20 protein-coding genes are annotated in these 16695 nt (G+C 36.4%); 14 read left to right on the top strand and 6 right to left on the bottom strand.

The window, feature by feature from the left end; all coding sequences use genetic code 11:
* Positions 1 to 13: 13 nt before the first annotated feature.
* Complete coding sequence (locus D612_RS0115030) at positions 14 to 1012, bottom strand: M23 family metallopeptidase (RefSeq protein ID WP_017756312.1); 999 nt, start codon at positions 1010 to 1012, stop codon at positions 14 to 16.
* A gap of 166 nt (positions 1013 to 1178) precedes the next feature.
* Between D612_RS0115030 and lipA the strand changes: the two genes are divergently transcribed.
* Complete coding sequence (gene lipA, locus D612_RS0115025) at positions 1179 to 2081, top strand: lipoyl synthase (protein ID WP_017756311.1); 903 nt, start codon at positions 1179 to 1181, stop codon at positions 2079 to 2081.
* A 28-nt stretch (positions 2082 to 2109) separates the two neighbouring features.
* Complete coding sequence (locus tag D612_RS0115020; RefSeq protein WP_017756310.1) at positions 2110 to 2379, top strand: YutD family protein; 270 nt, start codon at positions 2110 to 2112, stop codon at positions 2377 to 2379.
* 199 nt (positions 2380 to 2578) lie between these two features.
* Here the strand turns inward: D612_RS0115020 and D612_RS0115015 are convergent, their stop codons facing one another.
* Complete coding sequence (locus D612_RS0115015; protein WP_026092534.1) at positions 2579 to 2851, bottom strand: DUF3055 domain-containing protein; 273 nt, start codon at positions 2849 to 2851, stop codon at positions 2579 to 2581.
* A 254-nt stretch (positions 2852 to 3105) separates the two neighbouring features.
* Here D612_RS0115015 and D612_RS0115010 point away from each other — a divergent pair, with 254 nt between their 5' ends.
* The 3 genes from D612_RS0115010 (at position 3106) to D612_RS0115000 (ending at position 5164) form a co-directional block, all read left to right on the top strand.
* Complete coding sequence (locus D612_RS0115010) at positions 3106 to 3546, top strand: DUF86 domain-containing protein (RefSeq protein WP_017756308.1); 441 nt, start codon at positions 3106 to 3108, stop codon at positions 3544 to 3546.
* A gap of 79 nt (positions 3547 to 3625) precedes the next feature.
* Entirely contained in the window at positions 3626 to 4258 is a 633-nt protein-coding gene (locus D612_RS0115005) for a helix-turn-helix transcriptional regulator (protein ID WP_017756307.1), read from the top strand.
* Between the two features lie 135 nt (positions 4259 to 4393).
* Positions 4394 to 5164, top strand: coding sequence for a TIGR01457 family HAD-type hydrolase (locus D612_RS0115000; RefSeq protein ID WP_017756306.1), 771 nt, complete (start codon positions 4394 to 4396; stop codon positions 5162 to 5164).
* Positions 5165 to 5247: 83 nt separating this feature from the next.
* Here the strand turns inward: D612_RS0115000 and D612_RS0114995 are convergent, their stop codons facing one another.
* Positions 5248 to 5748, bottom strand: coding sequence for a phosphatidylglycerophosphatase A family protein (locus tag D612_RS0114995; protein ID WP_017756305.1), 501 nt, complete (start codon positions 5746 to 5748; stop codon positions 5248 to 5250).
* A 167-nt stretch (positions 5749 to 5915) separates the two neighbouring features.
* Between D612_RS0114995 and yutH the strand changes: the two genes are divergently transcribed.
* The 3 genes from yutH (at position 5916) to thrB (ending at position 9454) form a co-directional block, all read left to right on the top strand.
* A complete protein-coding gene (yutH, locus tag D612_RS0114990; protein WP_017756304.1) occupies positions 5916 to 6956 on the top strand; it encodes a spore coat putative kinase YutH in 1041 nt (346 codons plus the stop codon).
* Between the two features lie 241 nt (positions 6957 to 7197).
* On the top strand, positions 7198 to 8499 hold the full coding sequence (locus tag D612_RS0114985; RefSeq protein ID WP_017756303.1) for a homoserine dehydrogenase: 1302 nt from the start codon (positions 7198 to 7200) through the stop codon (positions 8497 to 8499).
* A 37-nt stretch (positions 8500 to 8536) separates the two neighbouring features.
* Positions 8537 to 9454, top strand: a complete 918-nt coding sequence (gene thrB / locus D612_RS0114980) for a homoserine kinase (RefSeq protein WP_017756302.1) — start codon at positions 8537 to 8539, stop codon at positions 9452 to 9454.
* Positions 9455 to 9606: 152 nt separating this feature from the next.
* On the opposite strand, the gene D612_RS0114975 is transcribed toward thrB, so the two are convergent.
* A complete protein-coding gene (locus D612_RS0114975) occupies positions 9607 to 9846 on the bottom strand; it encodes a NifU family protein (protein ID WP_233275002.1) in 240 nt (79 codons plus the stop codon).
* Positions 9847 to 10077: 231 nt separating this feature from the next.
* Here D612_RS0114975 and D612_RS0114970 point away from each other — a divergent pair, with 231 nt between their 5' ends.
* Positions 10078 to 10317: a YuzB family protein gene (locus tag D612_RS0114970; protein ID WP_017756300.1), complete on the top strand. Its 240-nt coding sequence runs from the start codon at positions 10078 to 10080 to the stop codon at positions 10315 to 10317.
* Positions 10318 to 10396: 79 nt separating this feature from the next.
* Here the strand turns inward: D612_RS0114970 and D612_RS0114965 are convergent, their stop codons facing one another.
* A complete protein-coding gene (locus tag D612_RS0114965) occupies positions 10397 to 11122 on the bottom strand; it encodes a DUF2225 domain-containing protein (protein ID WP_017756299.1) in 726 nt (241 codons plus the stop codon).
* 284 nt (positions 11123 to 11406) lie between these two features.
* Between D612_RS0114965 and D612_RS0114960 the strand changes: the two genes are divergently transcribed.
* Positions 11407 to 11760 (top strand): HesB/IscA family protein, encoded by a 354-nt coding sequence (locus tag D612_RS0114960; protein ID WP_017756298.1) that lies wholly within the window; start codon positions 11407 to 11409, stop codon positions 11758 to 11760.
* A gap of 83 nt (positions 11761 to 11843) precedes the next feature.
* The gene (locus tag D612_RS0114955) at positions 11844 to 12632 is read left to right on the top strand and encodes a flagellin N-terminal helical domain-containing protein (RefSeq protein WP_017756297.1); all 789 of its coding nucleotides are present in this window, start codon (positions 11844 to 11846) and stop codon (positions 12630 to 12632) included.
* Between the two features lie 96 nt (positions 12633 to 12728).
* On the opposite strand, the gene D612_RS0114950 is transcribed toward D612_RS0114955, so the two are convergent.
* Positions 12729 to 13724, bottom strand: coding sequence for an NAD(P)/FAD-dependent oxidoreductase (locus D612_RS0114950; protein WP_017756296.1), 996 nt, complete (start codon positions 13722 to 13724; stop codon positions 12729 to 12731).
* A gap of 461 nt (positions 13725 to 14185) precedes the next feature.
* Here D612_RS0114950 and D612_RS0114945 point away from each other — a divergent pair, with 461 nt between their 5' ends.
* From D612_RS0114945 to D612_RS0114935, 3 genes are all read left to right on the top strand, one after another.
* A complete protein-coding gene (locus tag D612_RS0114945) occupies positions 14186 to 15412 on the top strand; it encodes an NAD(P)/FAD-dependent oxidoreductase (protein WP_205619894.1) in 1227 nt (408 codons plus the stop codon).
* A 78-nt stretch (positions 15413 to 15490) separates the two neighbouring features.
* Positions 15491 to 15808 (top strand): YuiB family protein, encoded by a 318-nt coding sequence (locus tag D612_RS0114940; RefSeq protein WP_017756294.1) that lies wholly within the window; start codon positions 15491 to 15493, stop codon positions 15806 to 15808.
* A 137-nt stretch (positions 15809 to 15945) separates the two neighbouring features.
* Positions 15946 to 16650, top strand: a complete 705-nt coding sequence (locus tag D612_RS0114935; protein ID WP_017756293.1) for a 3D domain-containing protein — start codon at positions 15946 to 15948, stop codon at positions 16648 to 16650.
* Positions 16651 to 16695 lie beyond the last annotated feature (45 nt).

The following is a 16695-nucleotide window of genomic DNA, read 5'->3' as shown; positions in this document are numbered from 1 at the left end:
GCCAGGCCCTCTTTTACTTTTTCATTTTTCTTTCTTTACGCTCCCATAATCGCAACGACGGATATGGATCAAATGACCACTCTGAAATACCATTATCTTTATACATTCCGTAATGAAGATGTGGCGGGAATTTTCCGGATGTACCAGGTGGTCCGTATCCGGAGCTACCTACATAACCGATTACTTGTCCAGCTTCGACGATTTGTCCGGGTTTTAATTTCCCTTCAAAGCCAGAAAGGTGTGCATAATAGTGGTATACATTATTAATATCTCGAATTCCGATTCTCCAGCCACCATACTTATTCCAGCCTTTCAATTCAATTACTCCGAATGTAGTTGAGCGGACTGGAGTACCATAGCTGGCGAAAATATCAGTACCTTCATGAATGCGAACGCCACCCCAGCCTCTTCGGTCACCCCAAGTATTTTTATATGAATAATTTCGTCTTAACGGAATGGGGAAGGAATTTTTTTCTATATTTAGACCGTATTTCTCATATAGTGAAGCAATATTCATAATGATACCCACCGTTTTATCACGCTGGTAATAATCCCATAATGCAATTTTTATATGATTTTTATCAAACCCGTAAGTTGAAATGTAATTTGCAAATGTAAACAAAATATCCTCATCATTGTTCCGATCTGCTTTCTGATCCCCATTACCATCTAGGCCAATTCCACCAAAGATTTTGATAGAGTTTGCGTTTTTATCATCTAGGTTAGGATTGAGAGGACCAACCCATTGACGAGGTGAAAAATAAATACCAATTAAACCTTCTTCATTTGGGAGATCACGGCGCGCATGGCGGATATTTCGTTCATACTGATCTATTGCAGCTAAATAAAACCATGGAATATGCGTTAAGGCTTCTACTTTTTTATATAAGGCCATCCTTTCGGAATAAATAGCGATCTTATCTATATTTGCTTTAGGAATAGATTGTGGGAGTATTGGGATTATTGATAGTAAAAAGGATATTAGGAGCATAAATATAATCGATCGTTTCACAACGTTTATTCTCCTTTCAAAAATTTAAATCATAATTTTAGTTTGCGAAGAAAACTAAAATTAATGGGTGGAAAATTTTTGTTGCAGGACAATGAGGGAAAACTAGAAATGACTATTTATTTATGTTAAATTGACAAGTATTACAATATAGTTGGGGTGTGACTTAATGATGAATGAAGAACAATTTAAAAGAAAACCAGATTGGTTAAAAATTAAGTTAAACACAAATGAAAACTATACAAATTTAAAAAAGCTAATGCGTCATAAGGGTTTACATACAGTATGTGAAGAAGCAAGGTGCCCAAATATTCATGAATGTTGGGCGTCAAGAAGAACAGCTACTTTTATGATTTTGGGCGATATTTGTACAAGAGCTTGTCGGTTTTGTGCTGTTAAGACAGGGGTTCCTACAAAAACAGATTATGAGGAACCGAAGCGAGTTGCGGAATCTGTACTTGCAATGAACTTAAAGCATGTTGTCATTACGGCTGTAGCAAGAGATGATTTAAATGACGGTGGTGCGTCAATTTTTGCTGAAACTATTAAAGAGGTTCGAAAAGCTTCTCCGTTAACATCGATTGAAGTGCTGCCATCAGATTTGGGAGGAAATATTGAGAACTTACGCATATTGATGGAAGCAAAGCCTGATATTTTAAATCATAATATAGAAACGGTGCGCCGGCTATCTGACAGAGTTCGTTCGAAAGCCAAATATGATAGATCCTTGAAATTTCTTTATAATGCTAAACAGCTTCAACCAATGATACCGACAAAATCAAGTATTATGATCGGTTTAGGGGAATCGGTGGATGAGGTCATAGAAGCAATGGATGATTTAAGAGAAAATCATGTCGATATTTTAACAATCGGCCAATATTTACAACCGTCAAAAAAACACTTGTCAGTTGAAAAATATTATCATCCTGAAGAATTTCATCATCTGAAGGAAATTGCTTTGCAGAAAGGCTTTACACATTGCGAATCAGGACCGCTTGTGCGCTCGTCCTATCATGCTGATGAACAGGTCCGGTCCGCTACTCATAATGATATATCAAAAAAAGAGGCGTAGTGTGGTAAAATAAGGTTGAGGTGAGAACATGTATATAAATGGTCATACATATGAGCTTGTTGAGGATTATCGAAATGGCTTTAATGAAGAAGCTTTTAAAGAGCGTTATAGTGATATTTTAAATAAATACGATTATATAGTGGGGGATTGGGGTTATAGCCAGCTTCGCCTAAAAGGATTCTTTGAGGATGTAAATCAAAAAGCTACTCCTGAGACGAAAATAAGCGTTTTATCAGAGTATTTGTTTGAATATTGTAATTTTGGCTGTGCCTATTTTGTTTTGAAAAAAATTAAGTAACAAGTAATAATTGTTACTTAATGTCAGGAATTCCAGTAATTGAATGTACGGTATGAATTTTATTAAAAACGAAAGGGATCGAGCTCAAATGAACAAGACTTAGGGGTATGAATTACCGCTATTGTTGCGAAATGAGCGCGATCCTTATGTTTTACTTGAATCTTTTTTTAGGCTAACAACTTGTATGAGGTTTATAATTTTATACAGGTGTTATTTTTTGAAGAAACGTCCGAAGGTCTTCAGCATCTTCCTCATCTAGGTTATATATATGTTCAAGATAACCGGGCTCATTCAAATCGTCAGAGCCAATGATGGCAAAGCGATGACTCTGAGTATCTAGGACGATTATTTTCCCGTAATATCGATCGGTTTGTAGTATTGCTAAATCAAACCTTTGCTTAGAGCCCATGAAGCTAACAAATCTTGTTTTTGCTTCGACTGTTTCATCGTACAAATAAAAAAAATCAGAAATAAAAATCGCTCCTTCCTTTTTACTTGGTTGTGCCAAGACTTATTCAAAAAATATCGTTCTGTATATTTTACAATAATCTATTTATCATTTCATGTACAACCATACGCCTTTCATAATTGTACTTTTTCGGTGGTGATGTAGAATAATGTCGGTTTTTATGCAAAAAAGTATCGTTTCTTTACGGTCCTATGCTAAAATATAAAAAAGAACCCGATTCTAACCTGTGAAAGGGCAACAAGAGAGGTGTATATTCTGTGTACTTTGTAGATCGCCAAAGAATTGAAGAAATGCTGACACTAATAGAAGAAGATACGGCTATTTTTAAAGGACAGCTTAACTGGGGAACAAATATTGAAAAGCTTGCATTAGAGCGGATCGTGTACATTATCATTGAGTCCATATTAGATGTGGGAAATGCAATGATCGATGGCTTTATTATGAGGGATCCTGGGAGTTATGAGGATATAATTGATATTTTACTTGATGAAAAAGTAATTTCTTCTGAAGATGAGGGCCCGTTAAAGGCGATAATTTCTTATCGCAAATCGCTTGTTCAAAATTACTTATATATTGACCATACTGCAATAATTGACGGTATGACTATGCAATTGCCGATATTAGAACGCTTTCCGAAAAAGGTTAGACAATATTTAGATAATGAATTGGGTCCAATATCTGCATTTATACCATCATAGTTATATTTACGGAATATTTTATACATTATAGTTTAGTAAATCTGAAATATAAGCGATTCTTAAGGTGGAAGGTGAGTATATGCAAACTAAGACCGCTTCAACACGCGATGAAATCTTGAAAATGTTAAAATATCAGAAACGGATGACTGTAACTGAAATGGCTAATCAGTTACATATAACAGAGATGGCTGTAAGGCGTCATTTAAATACGCTTGAGAAGGACCGTTATGTAGAAACGATTCTTGTCCGCCAAGCAATGGGAAGGCCGTTAAATATTTATCAGCTCACAAGTGATGGAGAAGAGTTATTTCCACGTAATTATAAAAATGTATTTTTAGATTTTATGGATGATATCGAAGATATCGGTGGAAAAGAAGTTGTTGATCAGCTATTTGAAAGACGTAAGGAACGCATAAAGGATAAGCTACTTCAACGCATGGAAAATAAAAATTTCGAGGAAAAAATTGAAGAATTAGTAAGAATTCAAAATGAAAATGGTTATATGGTTAGTGTAGAAAAAGAAAAAGACGGGAGCTATGAGTTTAAAGAATTTAATTGTCCGATTGCTCAGGTTGCCGATCGATTTGAAAAAGCGTGTAGCTGTGAGCTAGAATTATTTCGGGAGGTACTAGAGACGGCAACAGTTGAGCGACACGAGTGCCTAGGTTCCGGTGATAATTGCTGCCACTACCATATAAAAAAAAGGAATTGATGTTGTTTCTATAGTGTCTAGTGTTCTCTTTTTTATTTCAAGGGAAGCTAGGCCCTTTTTTGTTTATACTATATAGGTGTAGGGATGAAATTGGGGGAAAACGTCAAAGGAGAAGGATAGGAGTGAAACTATAATATGAAGCAATATAAGGCGTATTTAATTGATTTAGATGGCACCATGTATCGTGGAAAGGAAAGTATTGCGGAAGCCGTGCGATTTGTTAATAGATTATATGAAAATGGAGTACCATATCTTTTTGTAACAAACAATTCTTCAAGAACACCTGAACAGGTTGCAGATAAACTGTCCTCATTTAATATACCAGCTACATCTACGCAAGTTTTTACGACAAGTATGGCAACAGCAAATTACATAGCGGCAGAAAAACAAAATGCGAAGGTTTGTTTTATTGGGGAAGAAGGGCTTCGACAAGCACTGGCACAAAAAGGTTTTGAATTAGTAAATCAAGATCCTGATTATGTTGTGATCGGTATTGATCGCCAAATAACATATGAAAAATTGGCCAACGGATGCTTAGGAATTCGAAATGGTGCAAAGTTTATATCAACAAATGCAGATGTGGCCATTCCAACCGAGCGCGGATTACTTCCTGGGAATGGCTCATTGACATCAGTATTAGCAATATCTACTGGAGTCCAACCATTATTTATTGGTAAACCAGAACCAATCATAATTGAACAAGCACTGCAGACATTAGGATTAAACAAAGCTGATACACTATTAATTGGCGATAACTACGATACAGACATTTTAGCAGGTATAAATGCCGGTATTGATACACTTCTCGTCCATACAGGTGTTACATCAAAAGAAAAGCTAAACGAATATAAAGTTCAACCAACATACGCAGCCGACACTTTAGAGGAGTGGACGATGAAACTATAATTCCACTTTCTGGAGGGGGCAGGAACCTCTATGGACACCACTATGGCACCCTCTATGGACACCAACCTGACCCCTTGATACATTTATTCGGCATTTGCAGCGCGGTGTGCAAGCCTGCTAGAGGCTGCTGCAGCAATTGCGCCAACGATGTCATCAAGAAATGTATTACAAACACCGGGGTGTTTTTCATTAATTTTGCTTAATATTCCGGGTTTTTGTTTATCGATATAGCCGTAGTTTGTAAATCCGATAGAGCCATAGACGTTAACGATCGATAAGGCAACTATCTCATCGACGCCGTACAAGCCTTCATCATTTAGGAGCGTTGATAAGAGAGGTTCTTCAATTTGTTTCTTCTCCGCCAATTTATCTAACTCAATCCCCGTAATAACAGCGTTTTGAACTTCGCGTTTCGATAAGACGCGATCGACATTTTCATAACAATCCTCTATCTTTAAATTTTTATGATAATTTTTTTGGAGATAGTAAACTAAATCTGCTATGTCATGAAGGGTTACACCACGTTCACTTAGTAATTCTCTAGCTCTTTTTTCAATTGCATCCATTGTTTTTCCATCCTTCATCTGTTTTTCTCACCTTTTCTTAACATAATTATACGTAAACAATATTTTTATGTGACAAATATAATATTCCCTTAATATTTACCGTAATTCTAGATTCATACTCAAAATATAGCTGTTTTAGTCATATATATGATTGAAGGTAAGTGCCAAAAGAGGAGGAAGAACTGATGATTGAACGAGACTTGTATGAGCAATATCGGTTCCATCGACCGTATTTCATTAACTATAAAGGATTTCAAGCATTTGAGGAGAATGGAGATTTGTATATAATTGTTCCAATTCCACATGTTAGTGAAGCTGAATTATTGGAAATAAAACAAATGAGCGATTATTTAAGGTTCCAAAAAACAGAACGCATTGCCGAATTTGTTCCAACAACTACTGAAGAGTTAATAGCAACAGTAAATGGTGAGCAGGTTGTCCTTTTTAAAATCGCTCAAGTCCATAATACTAGGTCAAATATCCACCGTAACAAAAGAAATAAGGTGTATACATCAGAGGGGGAAGCATTAGCAACGTTTCATCAAAAAGGAAGATTTATACCTTATCCACCTAAGACTTTATCGAGGGTAGGCCAATGGCGACAATTATGGGGACAAAGGCTTGATCAATTGGAAAGTTGGTGGGGAAAACAAATTCAAAACCGGCCAAAAAATCGCTTTGAAAAAATATTTTTTGAAACATTTCCTTATTATTTAGGGTTAACAGAAAATGCAATTCAGTATATTGCTGATTGTGAATGGGACGATCATCGTAAAGAATCACAATTTGGGACAATATGTTACGTTAAGTATACTCCACAGCTAAATCAGGATTCTTACTTGTTGCCAATTGAATTTGTATTTGATCACCCTACACGTGATGTTGCAGAGGGGATACGATACTTGAGCATGCAACAACGATCACAGGAGCAAGAAATTAGTAAGTTCTTGAAGGATTATGAAAAAGTAACACCTCTTACTTTTATCAATATTAGACAGATCTATGGTCGCTTATTATTTCCGCTTCCATATTTTGAACTGATTGAAAAGTACTATAGTGCAGAAACGGATTCAATTAAAGAGAGGTGTGCAACACAATTTTATGAATTCATTAATCATGCAGAAGATCAAGAAAGTTTTTTAAGAGATTTTTATAAAACGATTGAACTGCCTGTAAAAAAACTACAGCTTCCTAAATTAGATTGGCTTTATAGGGTTAAAATCTAGCATAGTTGTGTTAATATAAAAAATAGAATGAAAATTTATGGCGGCTGATCAACAAATCATTCATTGTGACTTCTTGGACAGCTCAGTTATTGTTTTTCGCAAAAATAGCTGAATCATAATAAATGAACAAACTAAGGCTTTAAAAAAAGCCTTGTATTGAAAAGAAAATCCATCTATAATGTCCGTAAAGTAAAAACAGGTGGATTTCGGATGTAGACAAAGAGAAGGGATGAGAAGTCTAATGGTTAAATCAATTTCTGTCGGATTGTTGGGGCTAGGAACTGTAGGGAGCGGTGTCGTTCAAATTGTGGAACGTCATCAGGATAAATTAATTCATCAGGTTGGCTGTCCGGTTGAAATTACGAAGATTGCCGTAAAAAATTTAAATAAACAACGTGATATTGAAATTGATCCTGTAAAACTAACAACAGACCCATATGAAGTAATTGAAAATCCAGAAATTGATGTTGTCATTGAAGTCATGGGCGGTATAGAAGAGACTTACAATCACGTATTAAAAGCACTACGTAACAAAAAGCATGTCGTGACTGCCAATAAAGACTTAATGGCAGTTTATGGCGCTGAGCTTGTTAAAGTAGCGGCGGAAAATGGTTGCGATTTATTTTATGAAGCGAGTGTAGCGGGAGGTATACCAATTATTCGCAGTTTGACCGAAGGTCTTGCTTCAGATCGGATAAAAAAAATCATGGGGATCGTGAATGGTACAACAAATTACATTCTTACGAAAATGACTCAGGAGGGCCGTGCATATGAAGAGGTTCTCGCTGAAGCCCAAAGCTTAGGATATGCAGAAGCTGATCCTACTGCAGATGTCGAAGGACTTGACGCTGCCCGAAAAATGACGATACTTGCTACATTAGGTTTTTCAATGCCGATTGACTTGGACGATGTAAAAGTGACTGGTATTTCAGGGATTACTGAAGAAGATTTAGAATATAGCAAACGGCTTGGCTATACAATTAAATTAATTGGTATAGCAAGTAAGGATCACGATAAGGTCGAGGTCAGTGTGCAACCAACCCTACTTCCAAATGTACATCCGTTAGCGTCCGTAAACGACGTATTTAATGCAGTCTATGTTTATGGTGAAGCTGTCGGCGAAACGATGTTTTATGGTCCTGGTGCTGGAAAATTGCCGACGGCAACTGCAGTTGTATCTGACTTAGTTGCTGTAATGAAAAATATGGGATTAGGTGTAAATGGAAGTAATGCGATCATGCCTCAATATCCGAAAAGCTTAAAATCTGCTGATGAGATTTTATCAAAATACTTTATGAGGATTCATGTAAAGGATCAAGCCGGTGCACTTTCTGAAATTACTACTTTATTTTCAAATTATAATGTGAGTTTTGAGAAGATTTTACAGCTGCCATTAAAGAAAAGGGAGCTGGCAGAGATCGTTATTGTAACCCACAAGGCTAGTCAAAAAGCTTATAATGATATTATGGATACGCTCATGAAGCTAGACGTTGTATATAAAGTGAAAAGCAGCTATAGAGTTGAAGGAGAGGGTACACTATAATGTGGTGTTTTGATCAAATTCAAGGAGTTGTGACGCAATGAAGCAGCTTATTCCTTTTAGAATTACAACTCCGGGAAGTACAGCCAATTTAGGGCCTGGCTTTGATTCAGTAGGAATGGCTGTAAATCGTTATTTAATTTTAGATGTAATGGAAAATGATACTTGGCGCTTTATACCGATGTCAAGTGATCTTAACGGGGTACCCGAGGATGAAGAAAATCTAATATATAAGGTTGCAGAGTCTGTAGCTAATGATTACAAGCTCACATTGCCAGCCTGCAGGGTTGAGGTGACAAGTGACATTCCGCTCTCAAGAGGGCTGGGCAGTAGTGCCGCGGCGATTGTAGCAGGAATCGAACTAGCAAACCAATTGCTAAATCTTCAATTATCCAATGAGGAGAAATTAAGAAGAGCAAGTATTTTTGAAGGTCACCTAGATAATGTCGCAGCGTCCTTGTATGGGGGGCTAATAATTGGTAGCCACCGAGGTGATGGAACAGATATGGTACATGGTGGGTTCCCTGACATTGATATGGTAGTTTATATACCTGCATATGAATTGAAGACGGAAAAAGCAAGAAGTGTACTCCCAGAGAGTATGGCATATAAAAAAGCAGTTTTAGCAAGTGGAATTAGCAATGTTCTTGTCGCAGCGTTATTAACCTCAAATTGGGAGTTAGCTGGGAAGATGATGGCGAAGGATTTGTTTCATCAGCCGTATCGTGGCGAGCTTGTCCCTGAGCTTGCAATGATTAATTCCTTAGCCGATGATTTAGGTGCTTATGGAGTTGCCTTAAGTGGTGCAGGACCAACGATTATATGTTTTGCTCCAAGCGGTAAAGGTAAATCAATTCAGGTTCATTTACAACATGCTTATCCAGAAGCCCGTATCGAGCTCCTTAAGGTTGATCAAACAGGAGTAGTTGTGAATAGAGATTCATTCGTAAAACAATAATAATAGAAAACATGTAATCTGCCCACGGCGGCAAATTACGATGGCTTTTGTTATACTCCTTCAACAAGGTTAAATCTATAAAGTATAAAAAATAGCCCTCACTGGGAACATTCAAGTTTCCTAGAGGGCTATATTTATTCTTATATGGTGTATTAAAATACTTGTTCTACCTCAACTACGCCAGGAACTTCTTCAAGTAGAGCACGTTCGATCCCTGCTTTTAAAGTGATAGTAGAGCTTGGGCAGCTTCCACAAGCACCCATCAAACGTAATTTAACAATACCGTCTTCGACATCAACTAATTCAACATCGCCGCCATCACGTTGTAGGAATGGGCGAAGCTTATCAATGACTTCTTCAACTTGTTGAAAGATTGTATTTTCACTCATCATATCTTCTCCTTTCTTTCACTCCCTATTATAATTGTAAAAGCATAAAAAATCTATTCAAACACTTCTGATTATGTAGTTAATTTTTGAACAAAAATAAGGCTTAAACCTGCATTAAATTAAACTAGGCTACAAGCCATAAATTCAGAGAAGGATAGACGATATCATTAATGATAGACTATAAATAGATATAACGTTGCTACGTCTCAAGTTTTATGGAAAGAGGTCATATACGTGATAAAACCATTAATCGAATTTTGTGTCAGTAATTTAGCAAGTGGAGCGCAGGAAGCAAGGGAACAATTGGAGAAGGATCCCAACTTAGATATTATTGAATATGGTTGCCTTAGCTATTGTGGGAAATGTGCGGAGTCTTTGTTTGCATTAGTAAATGGCGAGTTTGTCGGTGCGGACTCTCCAGCTGAGCTCGTAAAAAACATTTATCAATATTTGGACGATAATCCCATGTTCTAATTTCCATTTTCTGGTGGTGCCAAGAACCTCTATGGATACTTCTATGGACACCACCATGGATACTACCCTGGCACCTTTGCTAGCTTTCTACATTTGGTGCTTCTTCTTCTTGTTCTTTTTTCATTAAATCCCTTGTTGTATACCATTGCTCACGAGCCATATCAACGACCTTTTTTTCCAGCGTACTATTTTGTTGATCAACGACCTTGGAAAAGTGAGCAACTGCTTTATCATAGTTTCCGAGGCGACGATTTAGTTCTCCTAATAAATACATAACACGAATTTCCGTCATGTCGGTATTGCTATAATATGCTTCTAAGTATGATTCATTAAACTTCTCGACTGCGAGTTCTAGAAAACGTCGTTCTTCTTTGATGTTTTCGGCTTTACGATATAGCCAAGCTAAACGAATTAACAAGCTAGCAAGCACAATAGCTTTTTCCTTTTTTAATGTTGCGCAATATAACGCCAGCTTATAAGTTTGAATAGCCTGTTGAACAGTTCTCTCTTCACCGTAATTATGCGGGACCCATTTCGCCGATACTAAATTTTCAATCGCGTCCCTGGTGCCTTCAGGGAAATATGTACCAAAGTGATCTGAATAGGAATAACCGCATTTCGGGCACACTTTAACAAAATATAGAAGTGGACTAATTTCTTCATCTTTATAATATGGACAAAGGTCAGTATCTGTATGATCTAATTTTATAAACCTTGAACGGATTTTTTTTGAAGTAAAAGTGGATTTGCATAGAGCGCATGTTTCGTGTTTATCATATAATGGCGCGAGTTGGTTATCTGACATAAATAAATCATCCCCCAAAAGTAGTTACACATCTAATGTACCATTATTTTAGGGAGGATGTAAGAGATTACAAACAAATATAGGTCTTTCGCCTATAATAACAAAGAACCCTAAGCAAGCATTCATCACTTAGGGTTTTTGTTTCTATCAAGAGAAACGGGGGGATATCTTTATTATGAACAATAACTTTAATGATTATACCTTAAAATAGGCAGTATTTTTTGTGTTTGGTAACGGCAATTTAGTATACTAATAATAGTAGCATAATAGAGGGAGGTTGAATCATGATTATTATTACTGAAACTGCAGTCTCACAAATTAATGAAATGATGAAGGAAGAGGAATCAGCAAACTTGTTTTTGCGTGTAGCTGTAAAAGGCGGCGGTTGTAGTGGTTTATCGTATGGAATGGGCTTTGAACAGGAAAAATCTGATGATGATATAGAGTTTGAACAACATGGGTTAAAAGTATTAGTCAATAAAAGTGATGCTCCTATCCTTAATGGTGTAAAAATTGACTTTAAACAAAACATGATGGGCGGCGGATTTACGATTGATAATCCGAATGCAATTGCAACGTGTGGCTGTGGCTCGTCGTTCCGCACGGCAACCAATGAAGGAACTCCAGAAGAGTGCTAAAAAATAATTCAATAGTCATATAAATACGATTGTCCATTTCCTTATTTTTCCGTTATAATAGATAATAGAAAAGGGAGGTGGTTATGGTGAATGTTCAAGTAGCAAGTCGCGACCAACAGCTGGCGATGATACGATTTTCGACAGCACAAAGAATTAACTCAGCTGCGGATGATGCCGCAGGATTAGCAATCTCAGAAAAGATGCAAACGCAAATAAAAGGTGAAAACATAGCTTCACGAAATATGCGGGATAGTCAATCGTTATTACAAACTGCTGATGGGGCATTAAATTCAACGCATTCAGTACTACAAAGAATGAGAGAACTCTCTATTCAAGCTAATAATGGGTTATTAACGGATGCTGACCGCTCGATCATTCAACAAGAATTCTCCCAACTACGTGATACAATTGATTCAATTGGTAGGCACACACAATTCAACACGAAGCCTATTTTAGATGGAAGTTTTCAAAATATGAAAACCACAACAAATGCAAACGGAGAAACCTTAAGCACAAGTATATCAAGTGCCTTGGCTAGCCAGCTTGGAGATGCAAATTCGGGCCTTAGCTTAAATGATATTAATCTCAAAGAAAATCCTCAAGCTGCGTTGAATATTATAGATGGGGCAATTGAGCAAATTTCTAAATCTAGATCATCTATTGGGGCAACAACTAATCGCCTAGACCATTCGGTTGCAAATAGTGAAAATAAGCATTTAAATATGCAAGCTGCTGAATCCAGAATTCGTGATGCGGATGTAGCAAAAACAACGATTGAATTAAATCGTGCAAACCTATTTCAGCAAACATATTTTGCAACCCAAAAGATGCAGCAAATGATGGCAGGGCAAATTTTGAATATATTATTCTAGAAAATATAATACAAGATAATACAAGAGCTAAGGCCTAAATCAGCCTTAGCTCTCACTTTTTATAAAATATAATGTTTTGTGATATTATACAATGTATTATTGAAACATACTTGATGAATGTAAATGCTGCGCCTTGGAATCTGGATCTGCAACCAATTTTGCACAGTTAACGGCAACAGGCGCTTCACCAAAGCCTGCAGCAATAAGCTTAACTTTACCGTCATATGTTGCAATATCACCTGCAGCAAAAATTCCTGGAATGTTTGTTTCCATTTTAGAATTAACAACAATTGAATTTTTGTCGATGTTTAATCCCCATTCCTTAATAGGTCCTAAAGATGAAACAAACCCATAGTTTACAATCAATGCATCAATATCAATTGTTACTTCTTCACCTGTTTTAACTTCTGATAAGACAATTTGCGTAATCTTGTCGCCGTCACCTATTATGCGAGCGGGAACATAAGGTGTTAATACTTTTGCTTTAGAAGCCATTAGGTTTTCTACACTATGCTCATGTGCCCGGAATTTATCACGACGATGTGCAATTGTAACTTCTTTAGCAATAGGTTCAAGCATCATTGTCCAGTCAACGGCTGAATCGCCGCCGCCAAGTACAACTACGCGTTGACCTGCAAATTTATTCATATCCTCCACAAAATAATGGAGATTTTTACCTTCATACTGTGCTGCCTCTTCCAGTTCGAGACGGCGCGGTTGGAATGCACCATTACCTGCAGTAATAATAATTGTTTTTGAGTAATGAACCTCTGAATTTGTTGTAAGTTTAAAAGTACCATCCTCAAGCTTTTCAACATTTTCAACCGCCTGTTCAAGCGTGATAGTTGGTTGGAATTTGCTCATTTGCTCTTTTAAGCGATCAATAAGCTCTTGAGCACGTACCTTTGGAAAACCAGCTACGTCATATATGTATTTTTCAGGATAGAGGGCGGATAATTGACCACCTAGTTGCCCTAGACTTTCAATAATTTTCACACTGGCTTGTCTCATTCCGCCATAGAATGCGGTGAATAAACCGATTGGTCCACCCCCGATGATCGTGATATCATAAATTTTGCTATCTTCCTTCACACTCTTCACCCCAAGATAAATTTTTGATTTACCAATTTTTCATCACGTTTTATTCTAGCATAAAAAATTCAAAAATTCTTCAATTTTTCCGAAGTAATCATGATTTTATGATGCTTTATAATTTTAGGCTCTGTTAAATGTAAATGTTGCTTTTTCATTACATTAACGAGCTAAATTTTGATAAAAAACTTTTACTTATGTGTATAAAATTCCGAGGAAAAATCATTTTTTAGTTTCTCGCTACATAATGGTTGATAAAAAGTATGAAAAGGAATAAGATGATGTCTACGGCAAAATATTAAAACTTTATTACAAAAAACAAACATTTTATGGACAGTCGCTACTTAGTCATTAGTGTGATCAATACTCGGCTACCAATTAGTATTATTATATGATTTGATCATGAAATGAGTGAAATAGGAAACAATAAAAACTAACTAAATTGAAATAACAGGGTGGAAGTGATAGCTTTGAAAAAGCCAGAAATTTTAATTCTAGGAGCAGGTTATGGGGGACTCATGACCGCGGTAAATTTACAAAAGAAATTAGGTGTGGATGAAGCCCATATTACCATAATAAATAAACATGATTACCACTACCAATCAACTTGGTTGCATGAAGGGGCAGCCGGAACTATTCACCAGGACCAAATCCGGATTCCAATTAAAGATGTCATTACTCAGCATAAAGTAAAATTTCTCAAGGACACTGTTATTGAAATACGTCCAAACGAAAAACAAGTTATTCTTGAAAACAATAAATTGACATATGATTACTTAGTTATCGGACTTGGTTTTGAGCCTGAAACTTTTGGAATAAAAGGCTTGAAAGAACATGCTCTTTTCATACGCAGTATTAACTCTGTAAGATTTATTCGAGAACATATTGAATATTGCTTTGCAGCATATAACAACGAGTCGGAAAAACGGGATGAGCTTTTAACAATTGTTGTAGGGGGGGCAGGATTTACAGGAATTGAACTTTTGGGAGAACTTGCTAATCGAATTCCTGAACTATGTCGAGAATTTGACATTGATCGCAGGAAGGTTCGGTTGATTTGTGTTGAAGCTGCACCTACTGCATTACCTGGTTTTAATCCCGCACTTGTAGAGTATGCGATGAATCAACTGGAAAGGAAAGGTATTGAGTTCAAAATCGGGACAGCAATTAAAGAATGTACTGAAACAAGTATCATCGTAGCAAAGGATGAAAATGTTGAGGAGATTAAAGCAGCCACAGTTATTTGGGCAGCTGGGGTTCGTGGCAATTCAATAGTTGAAAAATCCGGATTTGAGGCTATGCGTGGTCGTGTAAAAGTAAATTCTGATTTGCGCGCACCTGGGTACGATCATGTATTTATTATCGGGGATTGTGCACTTGTCATTAATGAAGAAATAGATCGTCCCTATCCTCCAACAGCACAGATTGCAATTCAAATGGCAGAAACTTGTGCTGACAATCTTGTTGCCCTAGTTAGGGGAAAGGACAATTTAAAAGAATTTGTACCAGATATAAAAGGCACGGTTTGTTCACTAGGACATGATGATGCGATGGGTGTGGTTTTTGGTGAAAAACAATTATATGGCGCACAAGCATCTATTATGAAAAAAGTGATTGATAATCGCTATCTATGGAAGCTAGGTGGGTTATCCTTAGTCCTTAAAAAAGGTAAACTGAATTTCTTCTAAAAAATTAGTAATGTTAGTCGTTGACTGTTGCCCACCGTTTAAGTACACTTACTATGATGTGTACCGGAGGTGAAGGCAGTGGGGATACCACAGCTACTAGTTTCAATGCTTTTATTTATTGTATTGTTTTTGGGAATTGGCTTTATTTTAAATATGTTGCTTAGAAAAACATGGATAATGGCAATTGTTTACCCAATTATTGTAATTTTAATAGTAGATAACGTTCGTTTTTTTAAATATTTTACTGAACCAAAAGTAGCTTTTAATTCTTTAGTAAATGATTTTTCTGCTCTTGGTGGAGCAGATGTGTACATTCTTAGTAGCGGATTTGTAGGGGCGCTATTATCTGGGATTATTATTAAGCTTTTACGAAAAAATGGCTACCAAATGTTTTAATGAAATACACGTTTACTGATAACTTCTTCCTGTGAAATAGGTAGAAGTTATATTTTTTTGGTAAAAAATAACACCCTCTTTTGTATATTTACTTCTCTTTTTGGAAATAAATAGTTTGAGAGAGGAGTGTATGAATAGTGAGCTTTTGGAAAAAGCCAATAAAACGAGCTATCATGTCGATTATGTTTCTTGCGGCTTTATTAACAACCTTTCAATCCATTTCTGGCGTTGAGGCAAAGGATTTTTCAATCTGGTTGTTTAATCAAAACAAACAAAAAAACAAAAGTTATTCATATGTAGAAAAAATACATCAAGAAAAAAGAACAGTTTTAGGCAAAAAAGCTTTAGCAAGATACAAAACAGAAAAAAAGTTGATATCTAGTGAAGCAGTCGTAATGCCTCAAAAATTAGAAGAAGCATTTGACTGGACAAAATTCCCTTCAAAGCAGGTAGTAGCTACCGGTTATACTGCTGGCTATGAATCAACCGGCAAAACAAAAAGCCATCCCCAATATGGAATTACATATTCCGGAGTACGTGTGAAACGCGATCTTTATTCAACTGTTGCAGCTGATTTGAACGTCTTTCCGATTGGTACTATTTTATTTATACCAAATTATGGATACGGTGTAGTTGCAGATAAAGGCGGAGCAATAAAAGGACACAAAATCGATCTTTATTATGAAACGGTTGAAGATGTTTACAGGGAATGGGGTAAGAAAGAAGTAGAAGTATATGTTATTAAAAAAGGTAATGGTAAATTAACCGAAGAAGAATTAGCTCGTTTAAATGAAGACAAAACGATGCAAGTGTTCAGGCAGCAAATAGTTAAAAGATTATAGGAAAGTAAAAAGCTCTCTATGTAAAGCTTATAGAGAGCTATTACT

This window comes from Calidifontibacillus oryziterrae (assembly GCF_000331575.1).
GTDB classification, from domain to species: Bacteria; Bacillota; Bacilli; order Bacillales; family Bacillaceae_J; genus Calidifontibacillus_A; species Calidifontibacillus_A oryziterrae.
This window is presented reverse-complemented; position numbering and strand designations above follow the sequence as displayed.